The organism is Bacillus sp. PK5-006 (assembly GCF_054161415.1).
The window spans coordinates 1,853,064-1,869,180 of record NZ_CP096414.1; the positions used below are offsets into that span (position 1 = coordinate 1,853,064).

13 protein-coding genes are annotated in these 16,117 nt (G+C 44.3%); 10 read left to right on the plus strand and 3 right to left on the minus strand.

What is annotated here, in order from left to right:
- Positions 1-113 precede the first annotated feature (113 nt).
- The 8 genes from M1D84_RS09640 to M1D84_RS09675 are packed head-to-tail and all read left to right on the plus strand — an operon-like array spanning position 114 to position 9,711.
- Complete coding sequence (locus tag M1D84_RS09640) at positions 114-1,256, plus strand: acyl-CoA dehydrogenase family protein (RefSeq protein ID WP_283860136.1); 1,143 nt, start codon at positions 114-116, stop codon at positions 1,254-1,256.
- A gap of 42 nt (positions 1,257-1,298) precedes the next feature.
- A complete protein-coding gene (locus tag M1D84_RS09645; RefSeq protein ID WP_342492914.1) occupies positions 1,299-2,936 on the plus strand; it encodes an AMP-binding protein in 1,638 nt (545 codons plus the stop codon).
- 8 nt (positions 2,937-2,944) lie between these two features.
- The gene (locus tag M1D84_RS09650; RefSeq protein WP_342492913.1) at positions 2,945-4,294 is read left to right on the plus strand and encodes an acetyl-CoA carboxylase biotin carboxylase subunit; all 1,350 of its coding nucleotides are present in this window, start codon (positions 2,945-2,947) and stop codon (positions 4,292-4,294) included.
- Positions 4,291-4,506, plus strand: a complete 216-nt coding sequence (locus M1D84_RS09655; RefSeq protein ID WP_041085385.1) for an acetyl-CoA carboxylase biotin carboxyl carrier protein subunit — start codon at positions 4,291-4,293, stop codon at positions 4,504-4,506. Before M1D84_RS09650 ends, M1D84_RS09655 begins: the two co-directional genes overlap by 4 nt.
- A gap of 11 nt (positions 4,507-4,517) precedes the next feature.
- Positions 4,518-5,426, plus strand: coding sequence for a hydroxymethylglutaryl-CoA lyase (locus M1D84_RS09660; RefSeq protein ID WP_122631301.1), 909 nt, complete (start codon positions 4,518-4,520; stop codon positions 5,424-5,426).
- Positions 5,427-5,438: 12 nt separating this feature from the next.
- Positions 5,439-6,221, plus strand: a complete 783-nt coding sequence (locus M1D84_RS09665; RefSeq protein WP_122631302.1) for an enoyl-CoA hydratase — start codon at positions 5,439-5,441, stop codon at positions 6,219-6,221.
- Between the two features lie 18 nt (positions 6,222-6,239).
- Positions 6,240-7,763, plus strand: a complete 1,524-nt coding sequence (locus M1D84_RS09670; RefSeq protein ID WP_197172901.1) for an acyl-CoA carboxylase subunit beta — start codon at positions 6,240-6,242, stop codon at positions 7,761-7,763.
- Between the two features lie 13 nt (positions 7,764-7,776).
- A complete protein-coding gene (locus M1D84_RS09675) occupies positions 7,777-9,711 on the plus strand; it encodes an AMP-binding protein (protein ID WP_342492912.1) in 1,935 nt (644 codons plus the stop codon).
- Between the two features lie 29 nt (positions 9,712-9,740).
- Here the strand turns inward: M1D84_RS09675 and cysI are convergent, their stop codons facing one another.
- Together cysI and M1D84_RS09685 are read right to left on the minus strand one after the other, a co-directional pair.
- Positions 9,741-11,459 carry an assimilatory sulfite reductase (NADPH) hemoprotein subunit gene (gene cysI / locus M1D84_RS09680; protein WP_073205848.1) on the minus strand — a complete coding sequence of 573 codons (1,719 nt, stop codon included), beginning with the start codon at positions 11,457-11,459 and terminating at the stop codon, positions 9,741-9,743.
- Between the two features lie 33 nt (positions 11,460-11,492).
- Positions 11,493-13,313 (minus strand): assimilatory sulfite reductase (NADPH) flavoprotein subunit, encoded by a 1,821-nt coding sequence (locus M1D84_RS09685; RefSeq protein ID WP_342492911.1) that lies wholly within the window; start codon positions 13,311-13,313, stop codon positions 11,493-11,495.
- A gap of 260 nt (positions 13,314-13,573) precedes the next feature.
- Between M1D84_RS09685 and M1D84_RS09690 the strand changes: the two genes are divergently transcribed.
- Positions 13,574-13,972, plus strand: a complete 399-nt coding sequence (locus M1D84_RS09690) for a DUF3221 domain-containing protein (RefSeq protein ID WP_285711127.1) — start codon at positions 13,574-13,576, stop codon at positions 13,970-13,972.
- 71 nt (positions 13,973-14,043) lie between these two features.
- Here the strand turns inward: M1D84_RS09690 and M1D84_RS09695 are convergent, their stop codons facing one another.
- Positions 14,044-15,471, minus strand: a complete 1,428-nt coding sequence (locus M1D84_RS09695; RefSeq protein ID WP_025093179.1) for an aldehyde dehydrogenase family protein — start codon at positions 15,469-15,471, stop codon at positions 14,044-14,046.
- A gap of 211 nt (positions 15,472-15,682) precedes the next feature.
- Here M1D84_RS09695 and M1D84_RS09700 point away from each other — a divergent pair, with 211 nt between their 5' ends.
- Positions 15,683-16,108, plus strand: a complete 426-nt coding sequence (locus tag M1D84_RS09700) for a DMT family transporter (RefSeq protein ID WP_024425673.1) — start codon at positions 15,683-15,685, stop codon at positions 16,106-16,108.
- The last annotated feature ends 9 nt before the right edge of the window (positions 16,109-16,117 follow it).

Consider the following 16,117-nt stretch of genomic DNA (forward strand, 5'->3'; position numbering starts at 1 on the left):
TCATGCTTTTTTTCTATTATTCTTGTTTTAATTTTCTGAATTCAATCAAGCTTGGCATGAAGCAGCTGCTTGATTAATAAATATGATAGAAAAGAGCTAAAGGGGGAAGCAAGATGGATTTTGAATTAACGAAAGAACAACAAATGATCCGCCAGATGGTCAAAGATTTCGCCAAAGCAGAAATTGCACCAATCGCTCAAACCATTGATAAACAGGCCGTATTCCCAGCCAAAACGTTTCAAAAAATGGGGGAGCTCGGCTTTATGGGCATCCCCTTTCCAGAGAAATACGGCGGCTCAGGAGGAGATACGATATCATATGCACTCGCTGTAGAAGAAATCGGAAAACAGTGTGCCAGTACAGGTCTTAGCTATGCCGCAGCCGTCTCCTTAGGCGCAAGCCCGCTTTATTACTTCGGTACAGAGGAGCAAAAGATGGACCACCTTGTTCCGCTGGCTTCTGGGACAGCACTTGGTTCCTTCGGATTAACAGAACCAAACGCAGGATCAGATGCAAAAGGGACGAAAACAAAAGCAGTCAAAGACGGACAAGAGTATGTCATTAGCGGGGAGAAGTGCTGGATCACAAACGCCAATTTTGCCAGAACCATTATCGTCACTGCTGTCTCGGATCAAGATGAAAACGGCCGCCCAATCATCTCCGCCTTTATTGTGGAAAAAGGGCAAAAAGGGCTGACCATTACAAATCCATATGACAAAATGGGCGTGCGCGGTTCAGATACAGCAGAAATCATTTTAGACGGTGTACGTGTACCAGCCCAGAATATTTTAGGAGACCCAGCGAAAGGCTTTAAGCAATTTTTATATACATTAGATGGGGGGCGCATTTCAATCGCTGCGTTATCAGTTGGCATCGCACAAGCTGCACTAGATGCTTCGCTCTCTTACGCAAAGGAAAGAAAGCAATTTGGGCAGACCCTTTCTTCCTTCCAAGCCATTCAGTTTAAGCTGGCAGATATGGCGATGCAAATAGAACTCGCTAGACAAATGGTGTGGAAAGCTGCTTGGCTGAAAGATCACGGCAAGCCGTTTACAAAAGAAGCTGCCTATGCCAAGCTTTTCGCTTCTGAAATGGCGACAAAAGCAAGTCTTGATGCTGTCCAAATTCACGGAGGAACAGGCTACATGAAAGAATGTGGTGTAGAACGGCTTGTGAGAGATGCCAAGCTGATGGAAATTGGAGAAGGGACCTCTGAAATTCAGCGTCTAGTCATCGCAAGACAACTGTTAGCGTAATTCGATAATGAAAACGCTTACCATCAATGGAGGAGGAAAGCCATGATGTCGATTCATCCACAGACAATCGGCTCGTTATTAAAAGAGAAACGGGATCAGCATCCAGCACATGAAGCCATTGTGTATCCAGAACGTTCTTTACGTTATTCATATGAAGCGTTTTATCGAGAAGTCAAGGAAACTGGGAAAGGTCTTATGGCTTTAGGGGTTCAAAAAGGGGATCATATCGCCATCATGGCGCCCAATGTACCCGAATGGCTCATGCTGCAATTCGCCTGCGCGTCGATTGGAGCCGTTCTTGTCACCGTGAATACAAACTTTCAATCACAAGAACTCGCTTATTTACTCAAGCACTCTGATAGCAGCATGCTGTTTATCGTAGACGGGTTTAAAGAGACATCCTATGTCAAAATGCTTGAAGAACTCATACCGGAGCTTCAAAACGCTCATCAAGGTGAGATCACATCCTCATCTTTTCCTTATTTAAAAAGTGTCGTCTATATAGGTGAGCACACGCCAAAGGGCATGCGCAGCTGGGACAGTATTCACGCAGCTGCCAAAAGAACAGAGGATCATGAGTGGGAGAAACGAATGGATGAGCTTGCGCCAGATGACGTCATTAATATGCAATATACTTCAGGCACAACCGGCTATCCAAAAGGAGTCATGCTCAGCCATACAAACATCGTCTGCAATGCTAGCCAAATCGCAGATTGTATGAAGCTCACCCAAAAGGACCGAATGTGTATCCCCGTTCCTTTCTTTCATTGCTTTGGATCTGTTCTTGGCGTGCTTGCTTGTCTCACAAAAGGAGGAACGATCATTCCAGTTGAATCCTTCCATCCAGAGCGAGTCCTTCAAACCGTGGAAAAAGAGAAGTGCACCGTCCTTCACGGCGTCCCGACAATGTTCATTGCAGAGCTCGAACATCCGAATTTTCACCAATACGATCTGTCCACATTACGAACGGGCATTATGGCAGGATCTCTTTGCCCATCCCATGTGATGAAAGCCGTCATTGAACAAATGGGACTAAAGGAGCTCACGATTGCCTACGGACAGACTGAAAGCTCTCCTGTCATTACCCAAACAAGAACGGATGATTCATTTGAAAGGCGGGTTCAAACGGTCGGCCGGGCGCTTCCTCACATTGAAGTGAAAATCACCGTTCCAGGCACGCCGGAGGAAGTACCAAGAGGAGAACAAGGAGAGCTGTGTACAAGAGGCTATCATGTGATGAAAGGCTACTATAAAAATGAAGAAGCCACAAATGAAGTGATTGATCAGGACGGCTGGCTTCATACGGGTGATTTAGCAGAGATGGATGAGGACGGCTATGTGAAAATCACAGGACGGCTGAAAGATATGATCATTAGAGGCGGAGAGAATGTTTATCCAAAAGAGATTGAGGACGTTCTTTATACTCATCCGGCCATTCTTGATGCACAGGTCGTTGGGATACCTGACGAGACGTATGGAGAAGAAGCCGCCGCATTCATTCGGCTTAAACAAGGTAGGACCGTGACAATTGAGACACTCACCAGCTATTGTCAGTCGCAAATGGCACGCTACAAAATTCCTAAATATTTTTTCATCACTGACGAGTATCCAATGACCGCATCAGGGAAGATTCAAAAATTTCGTCTGAAAAAGCAGGCACTTGATCTAATAAAGGAGTGAAGGCAGCGATGTTTCAAAAAGTACTGATTGCCAATCGAGGCGAAATTGCCAGGCGAATTATTCGAACATCTAAAAGGCTCGGAATCCACACCGTCGCCGTTTATTCAGAAGCAGATCAGCATGCACTTCATGTGCAAGAAGCAGACAGCGCCTATCCGATTGGAGGTGCGAAAGTATCTGAAAGCTATTTAAACATGGAAGCCATCATTAGGGTAGCCAAACAGACAAATACAGAGGCCATCCACCCAGGATATGGCCTCTTATCAGAAAATGCAGCCTTTGCAGAACGCTGCCGCAGCGAAGGAATCGCCTTTATTGGCCCATCCGCACAAGTCATTCAGCGAATGGGGAATAAAATTGAAGCAAGAAAAACGATGGCTCAAGCAGGTATCCCCATTGTACCAGGCGTTTCAGCTCCGCTGCATGATGCAGAAGAAGGGGTCAGTCAAGCGCAGTCACTCGGTTATCCGATCATGCTCAAGGCATCAAGCGGGGGCGGAGGAATTGGCATGCAGCTCGTGCAAAATGACGAGGAGCTGTACAGGGCTTTTGAAGGGAATCAAAAAAGAGCGCAAAGCTTTTTCAACGATGGGACGCTGTATATGGAAAAGGTCATTGAAAACGCTCGGCACATTGAAATTCAGGTCCTTTTTGATTCCTTCGGCCATGGGGTTCACTTATTTGAGCGCGACTGTTCACTCCAGCGAAGACATCAAAAAATCATTGAAGAAGCACCAGCCGTCTGTCTCGATGAATCGGTGAGACATCAGATGGGGGAGATGGCCGTCAAAGCAGCCAAAGCGATTGGGTATGAAAATGCAGGAACGATTGAATGTTTAGTCGATCAGCATCAACAATTTTATTTCCTAGAAATGAACACAAGATTACAAGTAGAGCACCCTGTCACAGAAGAAATTACAGGCATTGACCTTGTCGAGGAACAGCTGAAAATCGCTGCATGTGAGCCGCTTTCCTTTAATCAGGAGGATATTCATCAAATCGGCCATGCCATCGAGGTTAGAATTTATGCGGAAGATCCCGTCACCTTTTATCCATCACCAGGAACGATCACTCGGCTTTCCACACCTGAAGCTCCGTATATCCGTCATGAGTCAAGCGTGACAAATGGAAGCATCATTACCCCTTTTTACGATCCAATGATTGCGAAAATGATCGTTTACGGTGATACACGAAAACTTGCAATAGAACGATTAAAAGGGGCATTACAAGCATATGAAATAGAAGGGATCAAAACCAACTTACCGCTTTTAAGGGAAATGGCCGGATCTTCTGCTTTCTTACAAGGCAGCATCACCACCGATTTTCTCATGAAAAAAAGGGAGGAAAACCGTTCATGAAAAATGTCACAATTCAAATGGCCGGAAACTTGTGGAAGCTTCTTGTGAAACAAGGCGATGAAGTGCAAAAAGGACAGGAGGTTGCCATTTTAGAATCAATGAAAATGGAGATTCCGATCGTTGCTGAAGAGGGCGGGATCATCAGTAAAGTGTATAAGGCAGAGGGAGAGTTTGTCGATGAAGGAGAGGTTCTTTTAGAACTATCAGAATAGGAGGGAGCCAGATGGCATTACCAAAGAGTGTGCTTATCAGGGAGGTCGGCCCGCGGGACGGACTGCAAAATGAATCAGTCTGGCTTGACACAGGCGAGAAGCGAACGTGGATTGATCTGCTCGCAGCAGCCCAGCTCCCTTATATTGAAGTCACATCATTTGTTCATCCTAAATGGGTTCCAGCCTTAAAAGATGCCAAAGAACTCACCCAATCCTTTAACAAAAAAGACGGCATCACCTATGCAGCACTCATTCCCAATGAAAAAGGCTTAGCTCATTTTTTTGAAGCCAATCTTGACACAGGCGCTATGTTCATCTCTTCGAGTGAAACACATAACAAGAAAAATATGAATCAATCCATCCACGAAACACTTCCTGTTATCAAACAAATGACAGCTGATTTAAAAGCAGCAGGAAAAAACACGCGCGCGTATATTTCCACCGTGTTTGGCTGCCCATATGAAAAACAAGTGCCAATGGATCAAGTCCTCCGGTTAACGGATATTTTGCTTTCTTATGGCATTGATGAAATATCTCTCGGTGACACCATCGGTGAAGCCCATCCGCTTCAAGTAGAAAGACGCTTAGACATTTTACTCGAACGTTTTCCTGCTGATAAAATCGCTCTTCATTTTCATGATACGAAGGGGATGGCTCTTGCGAATATTTATACGGCATTAAAAGCAGGGATCACCATATTTGACTCCTCCAGCGGCGGGCTTGGCGGATGTCCCTACGCACCTGGTTCCAGCGGAAATGTGGCGACAGAAGATGTGGTGCATATGCTTCAAAAACTAGGAATTGAGACAAATATTCACCTTCCTGCATTAATTAAAGCGGCAGAATGGATTGAAGCAAAAGTAGATCGAATCCTGCCTAGTCACTGTTTACGCGCTTATCACTCTCAGACTACTTCATAAAGGATGAATAACATGACATCATTGATCCATTTTTCGATACAAGATGAACAGATCGGAATCATGACCTTAAACAGGCCAGAACAAGCGAATTCCCTATCTGCTCCAATGCTGGAGGAGATCAATCAAATCATTCAAGAAATCAAACACGATGAAAGCATTCGCTGTCTTCTCATTACAGGAGCCGGTTCAAAAGTCTTTTGTGCTGGAGCAGATTTAAAAGAACGACGATTGATGACAGAAGCAGAAGCGAAAGGAGCTGTTCTTTCGATTCAGCAAACTTTTATCGAGATTGAATCTATTCCTGTACCTGTCATTGCAGTGATAAATGGACACGCACTGGGCGGAGGACTTGAGCTCGCGCTCGCTTGTGATCTCCGCATTGCACGAGCCGGAGCAAGACTCGGCCTGCCAGAAACAGGACTAGCTATCATACCAGGAGCCGGAGGGACGCAGCGCCTTCCGCGCCTCATTGGACTCGGTAAAGCAAAAGAACTTATTTTCACAGGCGCATCATTACAAGCAGAAGAAGCCATTCAAATTGGGCTGATTGAGCATATCTCTGTAGCAGATTCCCTCATGAACGATGCCATCTCTCTTGCAAAACAAATCATCAAAAATGGCCCGCTTGCCTTAAAAGAAGCGAAACAAGCGATTCAATCAAGCCTTGATCACGATTTGCATACAGGTTTGACAAAGGAATACGAAGCGTATCTACGGCTCATTGAGACAGAAGATCGAACGGAAGGTCTTCAAGCCTTCCAAGAAAAACGAACGCCTCAATACAGAGGCAGGTAGCAAGAAAGGGGAATGGGTATGATCGAAGGATATGAACTAAAAAAACAGCAGATTCTGAAAGGCGGGGCAGACCGATACCATCAAAAAAACAAAGAAAAAGGAAAATTGTTTGTCCGTGACCGCCTCCAGTTGTTATTAGATGAGGATTCTTTCATTGAGGATGCCATGTTTGCCGAGTGTCAAAATGAACATTTACCAGCAGATGGTGTTGTCACAGGGACAGGGCGGATGAATGGGCAGACTGTTTGCGTTATGGCAAATGATTCTACCGTCAAGGCAGGATCATGGGGCGTCAAAACGGTAGAAAAAATCATTAGAATCCAGGAAACAGCCGAAAAGCTCAACTGCCCAATGCTGTATTTAGTTGACTCAGCGGGTGCTAGAATCACCGATCAAATCGCCATGTTTCCAGGCAGAAGGGGTGCAGGCCGCATTTTTTATAACCAAGTGAAGCTGTCTGGACGTATTCCGCAAATTTGTTTACTATTTGGTCCTTCGGCAGCCGGAGGTGCTTACATTCCTGCTTTTTGTGACATCGTCGTCATGGTCGAAGGGAATGCCTCAATGTACTTAGGCTCACCGCGAATGGCCGAAATGGTGATTGGAGAGAAAGTATCCCTTGAAGAAATGGGCGGCGCAAAAATGCATTGCAGCATTTCTGGATGCGGCGATATTTTAGCAAAAACAGAGGAAGAAGCCATTCAAATCGCCCGCACTTATTTAACTTACATGCCTGCCAACTATACAGAAAAACCAAAGCGGGCAGCCGCAATCGCACCTAAACCATCAGAGATCACCATCCAAGACCTCATTCCTAAAGGGCAGAATACCCCTTTTGATATGTATCAGCTCATTGATTTACTCATTGATGAAGGATCATTTTTTGAAATCAAAAAACTGTTTGCCGCAGAATTGATCACAGGCTTTGGCCGCATGAATGGTCAGCCTGTCGGTCTTATTGCCAACCAGCCGAGGGTAAAAGGCGGCGTTTTATTCCATGACTCAGCAGACAAAGCCGCTAAGTTTATTCAGCTATGTGACGCCTTTCATATTCCACTCCTTTTCCTTGCCGATATACCGGGGTTTATGATCGGAACAAAAGTGGAACAAGCAGGCATTATCAGGCACGGAGCGAAAATGATCTCCGCCATGTCAGAGGCAACCGTTCCGAAAATATCCGTCATTGTTCGTAAAGCATATGGTGCAGGTTTATATGCAATGGCAGGACCGGCCTTTGAACCGGACTGCTGTCTCGCACTCCCATCAGCACAAATTGCTGTCATGGGGCCAGAAGCCGCTGTAAATGCTGTCTATGCGAATAAAATTGCCGAACTGCCTGCTGAGGAAAGAGCGGCATTTATTCAAGAGAAACGCAAGGAATACCAGGAAGATATGAATATATATGAGCTTGCCTCTGAAATGATTGTCGATGGTGTCATCCCATTTGACCATTTGCGAGATGAGCTTTGTCATAGATTACAAGCCTATACCTCTAAAGAGATGACATTTACAAGACGAAAACACCCGGTTTATCCGGTCTAAAGGGGGCGGCCTCATGATGAACCTAAAACCAGCGTGGATACCCGAAGAACAGATGATGAAACAAACACGCCTTTACAAATGGATGCATTCACTTGGTTTTTCTACTTATGATGCGTTCTATCAAGCTAGTATCGAGCGGACCGATTGGTTTTGGAGAGAAGCCGAAAAGGCGGTCGGCATCGTGTGGAAGAAGCCGTATGAAGCCGCATTAGGCCAAGATTCATTCATGTGGCCCAATTGGTATAAAGGCGGACGGCTCAACGTGGTCGAAACGGCTGTTGACAAATGGGCAGAGAATGAAGAAACCCAGCATCAACCAGCTGTGATGTGGAGAAATGAAGCGGGAGAAGAGAGAAGATGGTCGTTCCTCGAACTTCAAGAAAAGGTCAATCGTCTCGCTGCTGGTTTTTTGAAAAAGGGAATACAAAAAGGGGATGTAGCGGTCATTTATATGCCGATGCTTCCGGAAACAGCTGCCGTCATGCTTGCCTTTGCAAAGATTGGTGTCATCTTTAGCCCGGTTTTTTCTGGCTATGGAAGCGAGCCTCTTGCCGTACGTATTCGTGCATCAGGTGCAACCATTGTCGTCACAGGCTCAAGCGTGACGCGCCGGGGAAAGACAATCAACATGCGTGAATGTGCGGCAGAAGCGATCGACAAAACCAAGACTGTCCAAACAGTCATTGTACATGCTTCCTCTTCTACTGGATATAAAGAGGATATTCAGCTAAACGATTTGTTAAAAGAGGAACCACTGAGTAAAACGACTTATCTTTCAAATGAAGATCCCCTTATGATCTTATACACGTCTGGAACAACCGGTACACCAAAAGGGGCTGTCCATACACACGCAGGCTTTCCTGTAAAAGCGGCTTTTGATGCCGGTCTTTGTATGGACGTTGCAAAAGGAGACCGTTTGTTTTGGCTCACAGACATGGGATGGATGATGGGGCCCTTTCTCGTCTTTGGCGGCTTGATCAATGGAGCTGCAATTGTTTTATATGACGGCGCCCCCGATTATCCAGATGAACAGCACCTTTGGTCATTCATCCACGAGCAAAAAGTCACCCATTTTGGACTTTCACCTACTTTTGTTCGTTCTGCGATGCAGCAAAACCTTTCAGACATTGAGCTGCCGCATGTGAAAGCCATCATATCTACAGGTGAACCGTGGAATGAAGCACCATGGCAATGGCTTTTTGACACCATTGGTCAAAAGCACATTCCAATCTTAAATTACTCAGGGGGAACAGAGGTTTCTGGCGGTATTGTAGGAAGTACGCTGCTTCGTCCAATCAAACCGATCCTTTTTAATGCGGCCATCTTAGGAATGGCGGCAGATGTGTATAATGAGGCAGGAGAGAGCGTTCTGAATGAGGTAGGGGAGCTTGTTGTGAAAAAGCCGTGGGTCGGCATGACATGTGGGTTTTGGAAAGATCCGGAGCGATATGAAGACACCTATTTTAGGCGATTTGATGGGGTGTGGACGCACGGTGATTGGGTGATGCAATCAGAGGATGGCGCATTCCATATCACGGGCAGATCGGATGATGTCATTAATACAGCAGGTAAACGCATTGGTCCAGCTGAAATTGAATCCATTCTTGTCGGGCATCCAGCCGTACATGAGGCTGCTGTGATTGGAGTAAAGGATGAGGTGAAGGGAGAAGCACTAGTTTGTTTCATAGTGGCCAGTTCACAGTCTTTCGAAGAAGCAGCACTCATTCAAGAGCTCAAAATACATGTTGGTTCATATGCGGGAAAAGCGCTCACACCAAAGGAAATTCATCTCATTTCAGCATTACCGAAAACAAGAAACGGAAAAATCGTCCGGCGTTTATTAAAAGGAGCTTATGAACAGCAGCCTTCACCAGATCTTTCGTCTCTAGATAATCCTGATGTGTATAACAGCATTTGCGAATACTTGAAAAGGAAACAAAGTCCATAAAAAAAAGACAGGAGAGCGTCCTGTCTTTTTTATTGCACATGAAAATTCGTGCCATCTGTTGTTTCTTTTACAATACCTGCCCGAATCACAAAATCACCGAAATGTTCATGTTCCGCGCGTTCTTTTGCATAGCGAGGGAGAAGAGAGCCAAGCTCGTTTAAAATGTCTTCTTCTCCTACATTTTCTCGGTACAGTTTACTTAATCTGCTGCCATCAAACGCAGCGCCAAGATACATGTTGTATTTACCAGGTGATTTCCCGATAAAGCCAATTTCACCAAGCGCATGACGGGCGCATCCATTTGGACATCCAGTCATACGAATCGTGATTTCTTTATCACTTAAGCCATTTTCTTCGACAATCTCTTCAATTTTGTCAATTAAGCGCGGGAGGTAGCGTTCTGCCTCTGCCATCGCTAAGCCGCATGTCGGAAGAGCAACACAGGCCATTGAACTGCGGCGCAGTGCAGAGTGCTGCTGTCCATCTGACAAACCAAACTCCTCAATGAGCTGCTCGATTTGTTTCTTTTTATGAGATGTGACGTTTCCAATGATCAAATTTTGATTCGCTGTTAAGCGGAAGTCACCTGTATGAATCTTTGCGATTTCACGAATGCCTGTCATCAGCGGATAATCATCGTAATCCGTGATACGTCCGCCTTCTACAAACATCGTATAATGCCATCTGCCATTAATGCCTTTTACCCAGCCATAGCGGTCACCGTTATGATCGAAGTGATAATCTCTTGCGTCTAATAGGGTAAATCCAAGGCGGCGCTCAAGCTCTTCTTTTACATTCTCAAGACCAAGGCGGTCCACTGTATATTTAAAGCGGGCATTTTTTCTCACCGAACGGTTTCCGTAGTCCCGCTGGATGGTGATCACTTGTTTGGCAATCTCTACAACTTGTTCCGGTGTACAAAAGCCAATTACTTTTGCAAGCTGAGGATAGGTCGCTGTATCACCATGAGTCATGCCCATTCCACCGCCAATCGCAACATTAAAACCGACTAATTGATCATTTTCAATAATCGCAATGAAGCCTAAATCCTGCGAAAATACATCAATATCGTTAGCCGGAGGGACCGCCACACCAATCTTGAATTTTCTTGGCAAATAAAGTGGACCATACATCGGCTCAACCTCTGTATCAGGCGTTGCTGCTACCTTTTCCTCATCAAGCCAAATTTCATGATACGCTCTTGTTTGCGGAAGCAGGTCATCACTTAATTTTTTGGCGAGCTCGTATACATCATGGTGCACTTCTGATTGATAAGGATTTGACGTACACATGACATTACGGTTCACATCGCCGCAAGCAGCGATCGTATCAAGCATAGTGGAATGAATGTCTTGAATGGTCTTTTTCATGTTCCATTTTAGAATACCGTGAAGCTGAAAGGTTTCACGAGTTGTCAGCTTTAACGTACCGTTGCCATATTTATGAGCAAGCTCATCCATTACAAGCCACTGTTTGGATGTAGCGATTCCGCCAGGCAGGCGGACGCGCAGCATAAATTGATAGGCAGGCTCAAGCTTTTGTTTTTGCCGTTCATTTCTCAGGTCACGATCATCCTGTAAATAACTGCCGTGATGCTTCATCAGACGGTTATCATCATCAGGAATACCCGCTGAAATCGGATCGAGCATCACTTCTTTTAAAGTACCCCGTAAATAATCACTTTTTTCTTTGATTTCCTCTACGTCGCTCGGAGGTCCTTCCGGCGCTGTTAATGCTGTCTTCACCATGTAAGTAAAAGCTCCTTTCTTTCAAGCATTCAATCAATATACGTCACGCTGATAGCGTTTTTGCTGCTGCAAGTTGGCTAGATAGCTTTCAGCTTTCTCTTTGCTCATCGCACCTTCTTCTTGGATGATTGATAGAAGGGTATTATGAACATCATGCGCCATATGTTTTTCATCTCCGCAGACATATACATAGGCACCTTGCTCCAGCCATTCGAATAATTCTTTACTTTGTTTCTTCATTTGGTGCTGGACATATACTTTTTCCTCTGAATCTCTTGAAAAAGCCACATCCATTTTCGTTAACACACCATCTTTTAACCACTTTTGCCATTCGGTTTGATATAAGAAATCCGTCACAAAGTGCTGATCACCGAAGAACAACCATGACTTTCCGTCTGCACCGACTTCCTCGCGCTCCTGCATAAAGGAACGGAAAGGGGCGATGCCTGTGCCTGGTCCTACCATAATGATCGGTGCTTCAGGATTTTCAGGAAGCTTAAAGTTTTGATTGTGCTGGATATAAACAGGCAGCTTATCACCTGGCTCTAAGCGCTCCGCACATAAGATTGAGCAGACACCTTGACGTTCTCGTCCGTGAGCATCATATCTCACAGCACCAATCGTCAAATGAACTTCTTCTTCATTTGCTTTCAGGCTGCTTGCAATGGAATAAAGGCGAGCCGGAATTTTTCTTAAAATGGCAGTGAAGTCTGCCGCTGTTCCTTCAAAAGGACCGAAATCACGAGCAGCATCTACTAAATCTCTTCCTGCTATATATGCTTTTAATTTTTCTTCGTTTCCTTCTTCTAAAAGGGCCTGCAAGGCTTCGCTTTTTGTAAAGGACGCCATCTTTTGAAGAAGAGGTTTTGTCAATACGGTAATCTCAAAATGAGAGGTAAGTGCTTCTTTTAAAGGAAGCGTGTCGCCGTTTTTATGAACGGTTACGGCTTCCTCTGCATTCCATCCGCATGTTGTGATCAGTTCATCAACAAGCGCAGGATCATTTGTTGGATAAATACCAAGGCTGTCACCCGGCTCATAAACAAGTCCTGATCCTTCAAGAGAAAGCTCCAAATGACGGGTTTCTTTGTTAGAACCGCGGCCATTTAAGTTGATATTTTCAAGCACTTCAGCATAAAAAGGATTTGTTCTTGAGTATTCAGATGCAGCTGTTTGAGTGTTCGCTTCCGCTGATTCCTGCGGGGCTGTCGCAGCTCCGCCTTCGCTAAGTGATGATGCCACCCCTTGAAGCCATTCAGAAAACGGCTCATCATAATCAAGATCACAGTCCACTCGATCGAAAAGACGCGTTCCGCCAAGCTCTTTTAAGCGCTCATCAAATTCTTTACCTGTTTGACAGAAGAATTCGTAAGAGCTGTCACCAAGTGATAGGACAGAAAAGCTTAAATGATCGAGCTTTGGTGCACGTCTGCCGTGAACATATTCATGGAAAGAAAGGGCATTATCAGGCGGATCTCCCTCGCCATGTGTGCTGACGATAATCAGTAAATTGTTTATTTTTTTCAGACTATTCGGTTTAAAATCTGACATAGAAGAGAGCGTCACTTGAAAACCTTTCTCTTCAAGATGCTGCGCTGTCTTTTTTGCTAACCCTTCAGAATTGCCTGTTTGTGAGCCATAAAGGACGGTCACATCTTTGCTGATAGGCTGCGCTGGTGCTGCGGCAGAAAGAGAAGGGGCTAGGGCAGTATTTTCTGATCCGGCTAAAGCTGCCTGTGCTGATAAATAACCGGTAAGCCAAATTTTTTGCTGATCTGTTAAAGTCGGAAGCAGCTGATTAAGCAGTTCTGCCTGCTCCTGACTAAACGGACTGTTCAATACATGAAGTTGCAACAATATCCACCTCACAAGGAATATAAACATAGATTAATTCGATAGGAATTATATATATAGGTTCAATTTGAACTTTACCGAAAGTTTGCCATTAAGTAAAATATATAATATTGATTGTCATGATTAAGATTTCTAATACCTTTGCAAAGTGACAGAACTTGAAGGTGAATCGCTTAACTGTATAAAGCACCTTAAGAAAAATGGGCCGTTTTGAATGAAGAGACGATCGTAAGGGATTGAAAAGGGGTGTATGAAAGTTGATGCAGATAAAGTTTAAAAATATAAAATGTTTTCGGCTTGTCATCTTAATTTTTCTCGTTTTATTAGTAGCGTGCAATTCTCCAAAGGATAATATAAAAGATTCATACAATCAGAATAAAACAACAGCACCTTTTTCAAAAAAAGGCATCCTGCTAAGAAAAGGGGAGACGAATTTACTTCTTATAAACAATAAAACGCCATTAAAAAGCGATGATTCATTGAAAACTCATCTTCTTATTGAAAAGTATAAAAATGATCTCATCGTTATGGATTTAACGAAAGTAGATTCTAAAGAGCTGTCACAGGGTCAAACGATTGAGGTTTGGTTTGATGAGTTACAAGAATCGTTTCCTCCTAAAGCAAAGGTCGAAAAATATAAAATCATGATGGATAAGTAGGGGAGCAGGGGGCAGATTCTTTCTATCATAAAAAAGGAGAAAAACCTTAGAGTTTTTCTCCTTTTTTCAAATTATGCTGTTGGAAGTCCCATCACAGCTTTCACTTCTAAATATTCCTCGATACCGAAGTCTCCCCATTCTCTTCCGATACCAGATTGCTTAAAGCCGCCAAACGGGGCAAAGTAATCTGTTTCGGCATTGTTAATGGTAATTTGACCGGCACGAATATGTTCAGCTACATATTTTAATGTTTTTTCATCTTTTCCAACCACATAGCCAGCAAGACCGTACACTGTATCATTGGCAATCTCAAGGGCATGATCCAAGTCTTGATATGTGATCACACTCATGACGGGTCCGAATATTTCCTCTTGCGCAATGGTCATATCATTTTTCACATTTGTGAAAATAGTATGTTTAGCGAAATATCCTTTGTCTAGTCCGTCCGGCTTACCAGTTCCCCCAGCAAGTAGGTGAGCACCTTCTTCAATTCCTTTTTCAATATAAGACTGCACGGTATCCCATTGCTTTTTGGAGACAAGCGGGCCAGTGGCGTGATCTTCTCGCGGATCACCAACTGTAAACTTCGGCAGGGCATTCAGCAGCGCTTTTTCAAATGCGTCTTTCATTGATTCAGGAATCAGCACACGTGTAGCTGCGGAACACACTTGACCTGTATTCATCGCAATATGATGAACGGCTGTTTCGGCTGCCTCATCCACATCTGCATCATCTAAGACGATAAGAGGGGATTTCCCGCCGAGCTCAAGAGCCACTTTCTTAATATTGTCTGCAGCATTTTCCATTATTTTAGAGCCGACAGCACCTGATCCCGTAAATGAAACAAAGTCAATATCAGGGTGTGAGCTAATGCCGTCACCAATGACATCACCAGTTCCGTTTACTAGGTTGAAGACGCCTTTCGGTACGCCAGCTTCATCAATGATGTCTGCAAGAATCATTGCGGCAAAAGGTGTAATTTCCGCAGGCTTTAAGACAACTGGCGATCCTGCTGCAATGGCACCCGCGATTTTAAGTGATGTTTGATTCGTTGGGAAATTCCAAGGTGTAATCAATCCGCTGACACCAATCGCTTCTTTTATAATGGTGTGTCCGCCGCGGTCCTCAGTAAATGTATACGATTTAAGTGCTTCCGCTGCTTTAGAAAAATGTTCATGTCCCATTTTGTAATGAACTTCTTCTGATACTTTCAGCGGTGCACCGAGCTCTTGTGTCATGACTTCAATTAGTTCATCCTTACGCTTTTCGTAGCCGCGCACAATGTTTTCCAGCATCTTTACGCGTTCATTTCGAGATGTTTTTGAGAAAGAAGGGAAGGCGGCACGAGCGGCTTTGACTGCCTTATCTAAATCTTCTTTTGTACCTAAACTAATGGTGCCAATGACTTCCTCTGTAGCAGGATTGATGACCTCCGTCGTTTCGTTTCCTGTTGATGCGATCCATTCTCCGTTAATAAAATGTTTCTCTTGATTTCTCATTCTGACATGTCTCCTTTTTATATGTGATTCAATTCAATATTCTGTTTTCAGGTGATATAAAACTGTACCCACTGTGAAAAATCTAAAACGATGCAACTGTAAAAGAAAAAGTTTCTGATATAATACGCAAAGTGGGACATATGTCCTTTTCAACATGAGGGCATCTATCTTTTAATGGAACTAGACTGAAAAAGAAGGAGCATTTGAACGAATGAAAGGTGTTATTTTCGCTTTATTAGGAGGCGCTTGTATTACACTGCAAGGCGTAGCAAACGCAAGAATCAGCCAGGATATCGGGACATGGCAGGCGGCAACCATCACGCAGCTGACCGGTTTTATGATCGCACTGATCATTTTACTGATCGTACGTGACGGACACTTCAGGGAATATCAAAAGGTGCAGCCGCTTTATTTAGTAGGCGGTGCATTTGCAGCCATTATTATTTTCAATGAAGTGACTGCGATTCAAATGATCGGTGTCACACTGACCATCGCTGCTTTACTCATTGCACAGCTTGCTTTCACCTTTGCAATCGATGCAAAAGGATGGTTTGGTGTACAGAAGAAGAAAATGAAATGGCAGCATTATGCAGGAATTCTATTGATGATCGCAGGCGTAATCATTTTAAAGCTATAAAGGAGGGCG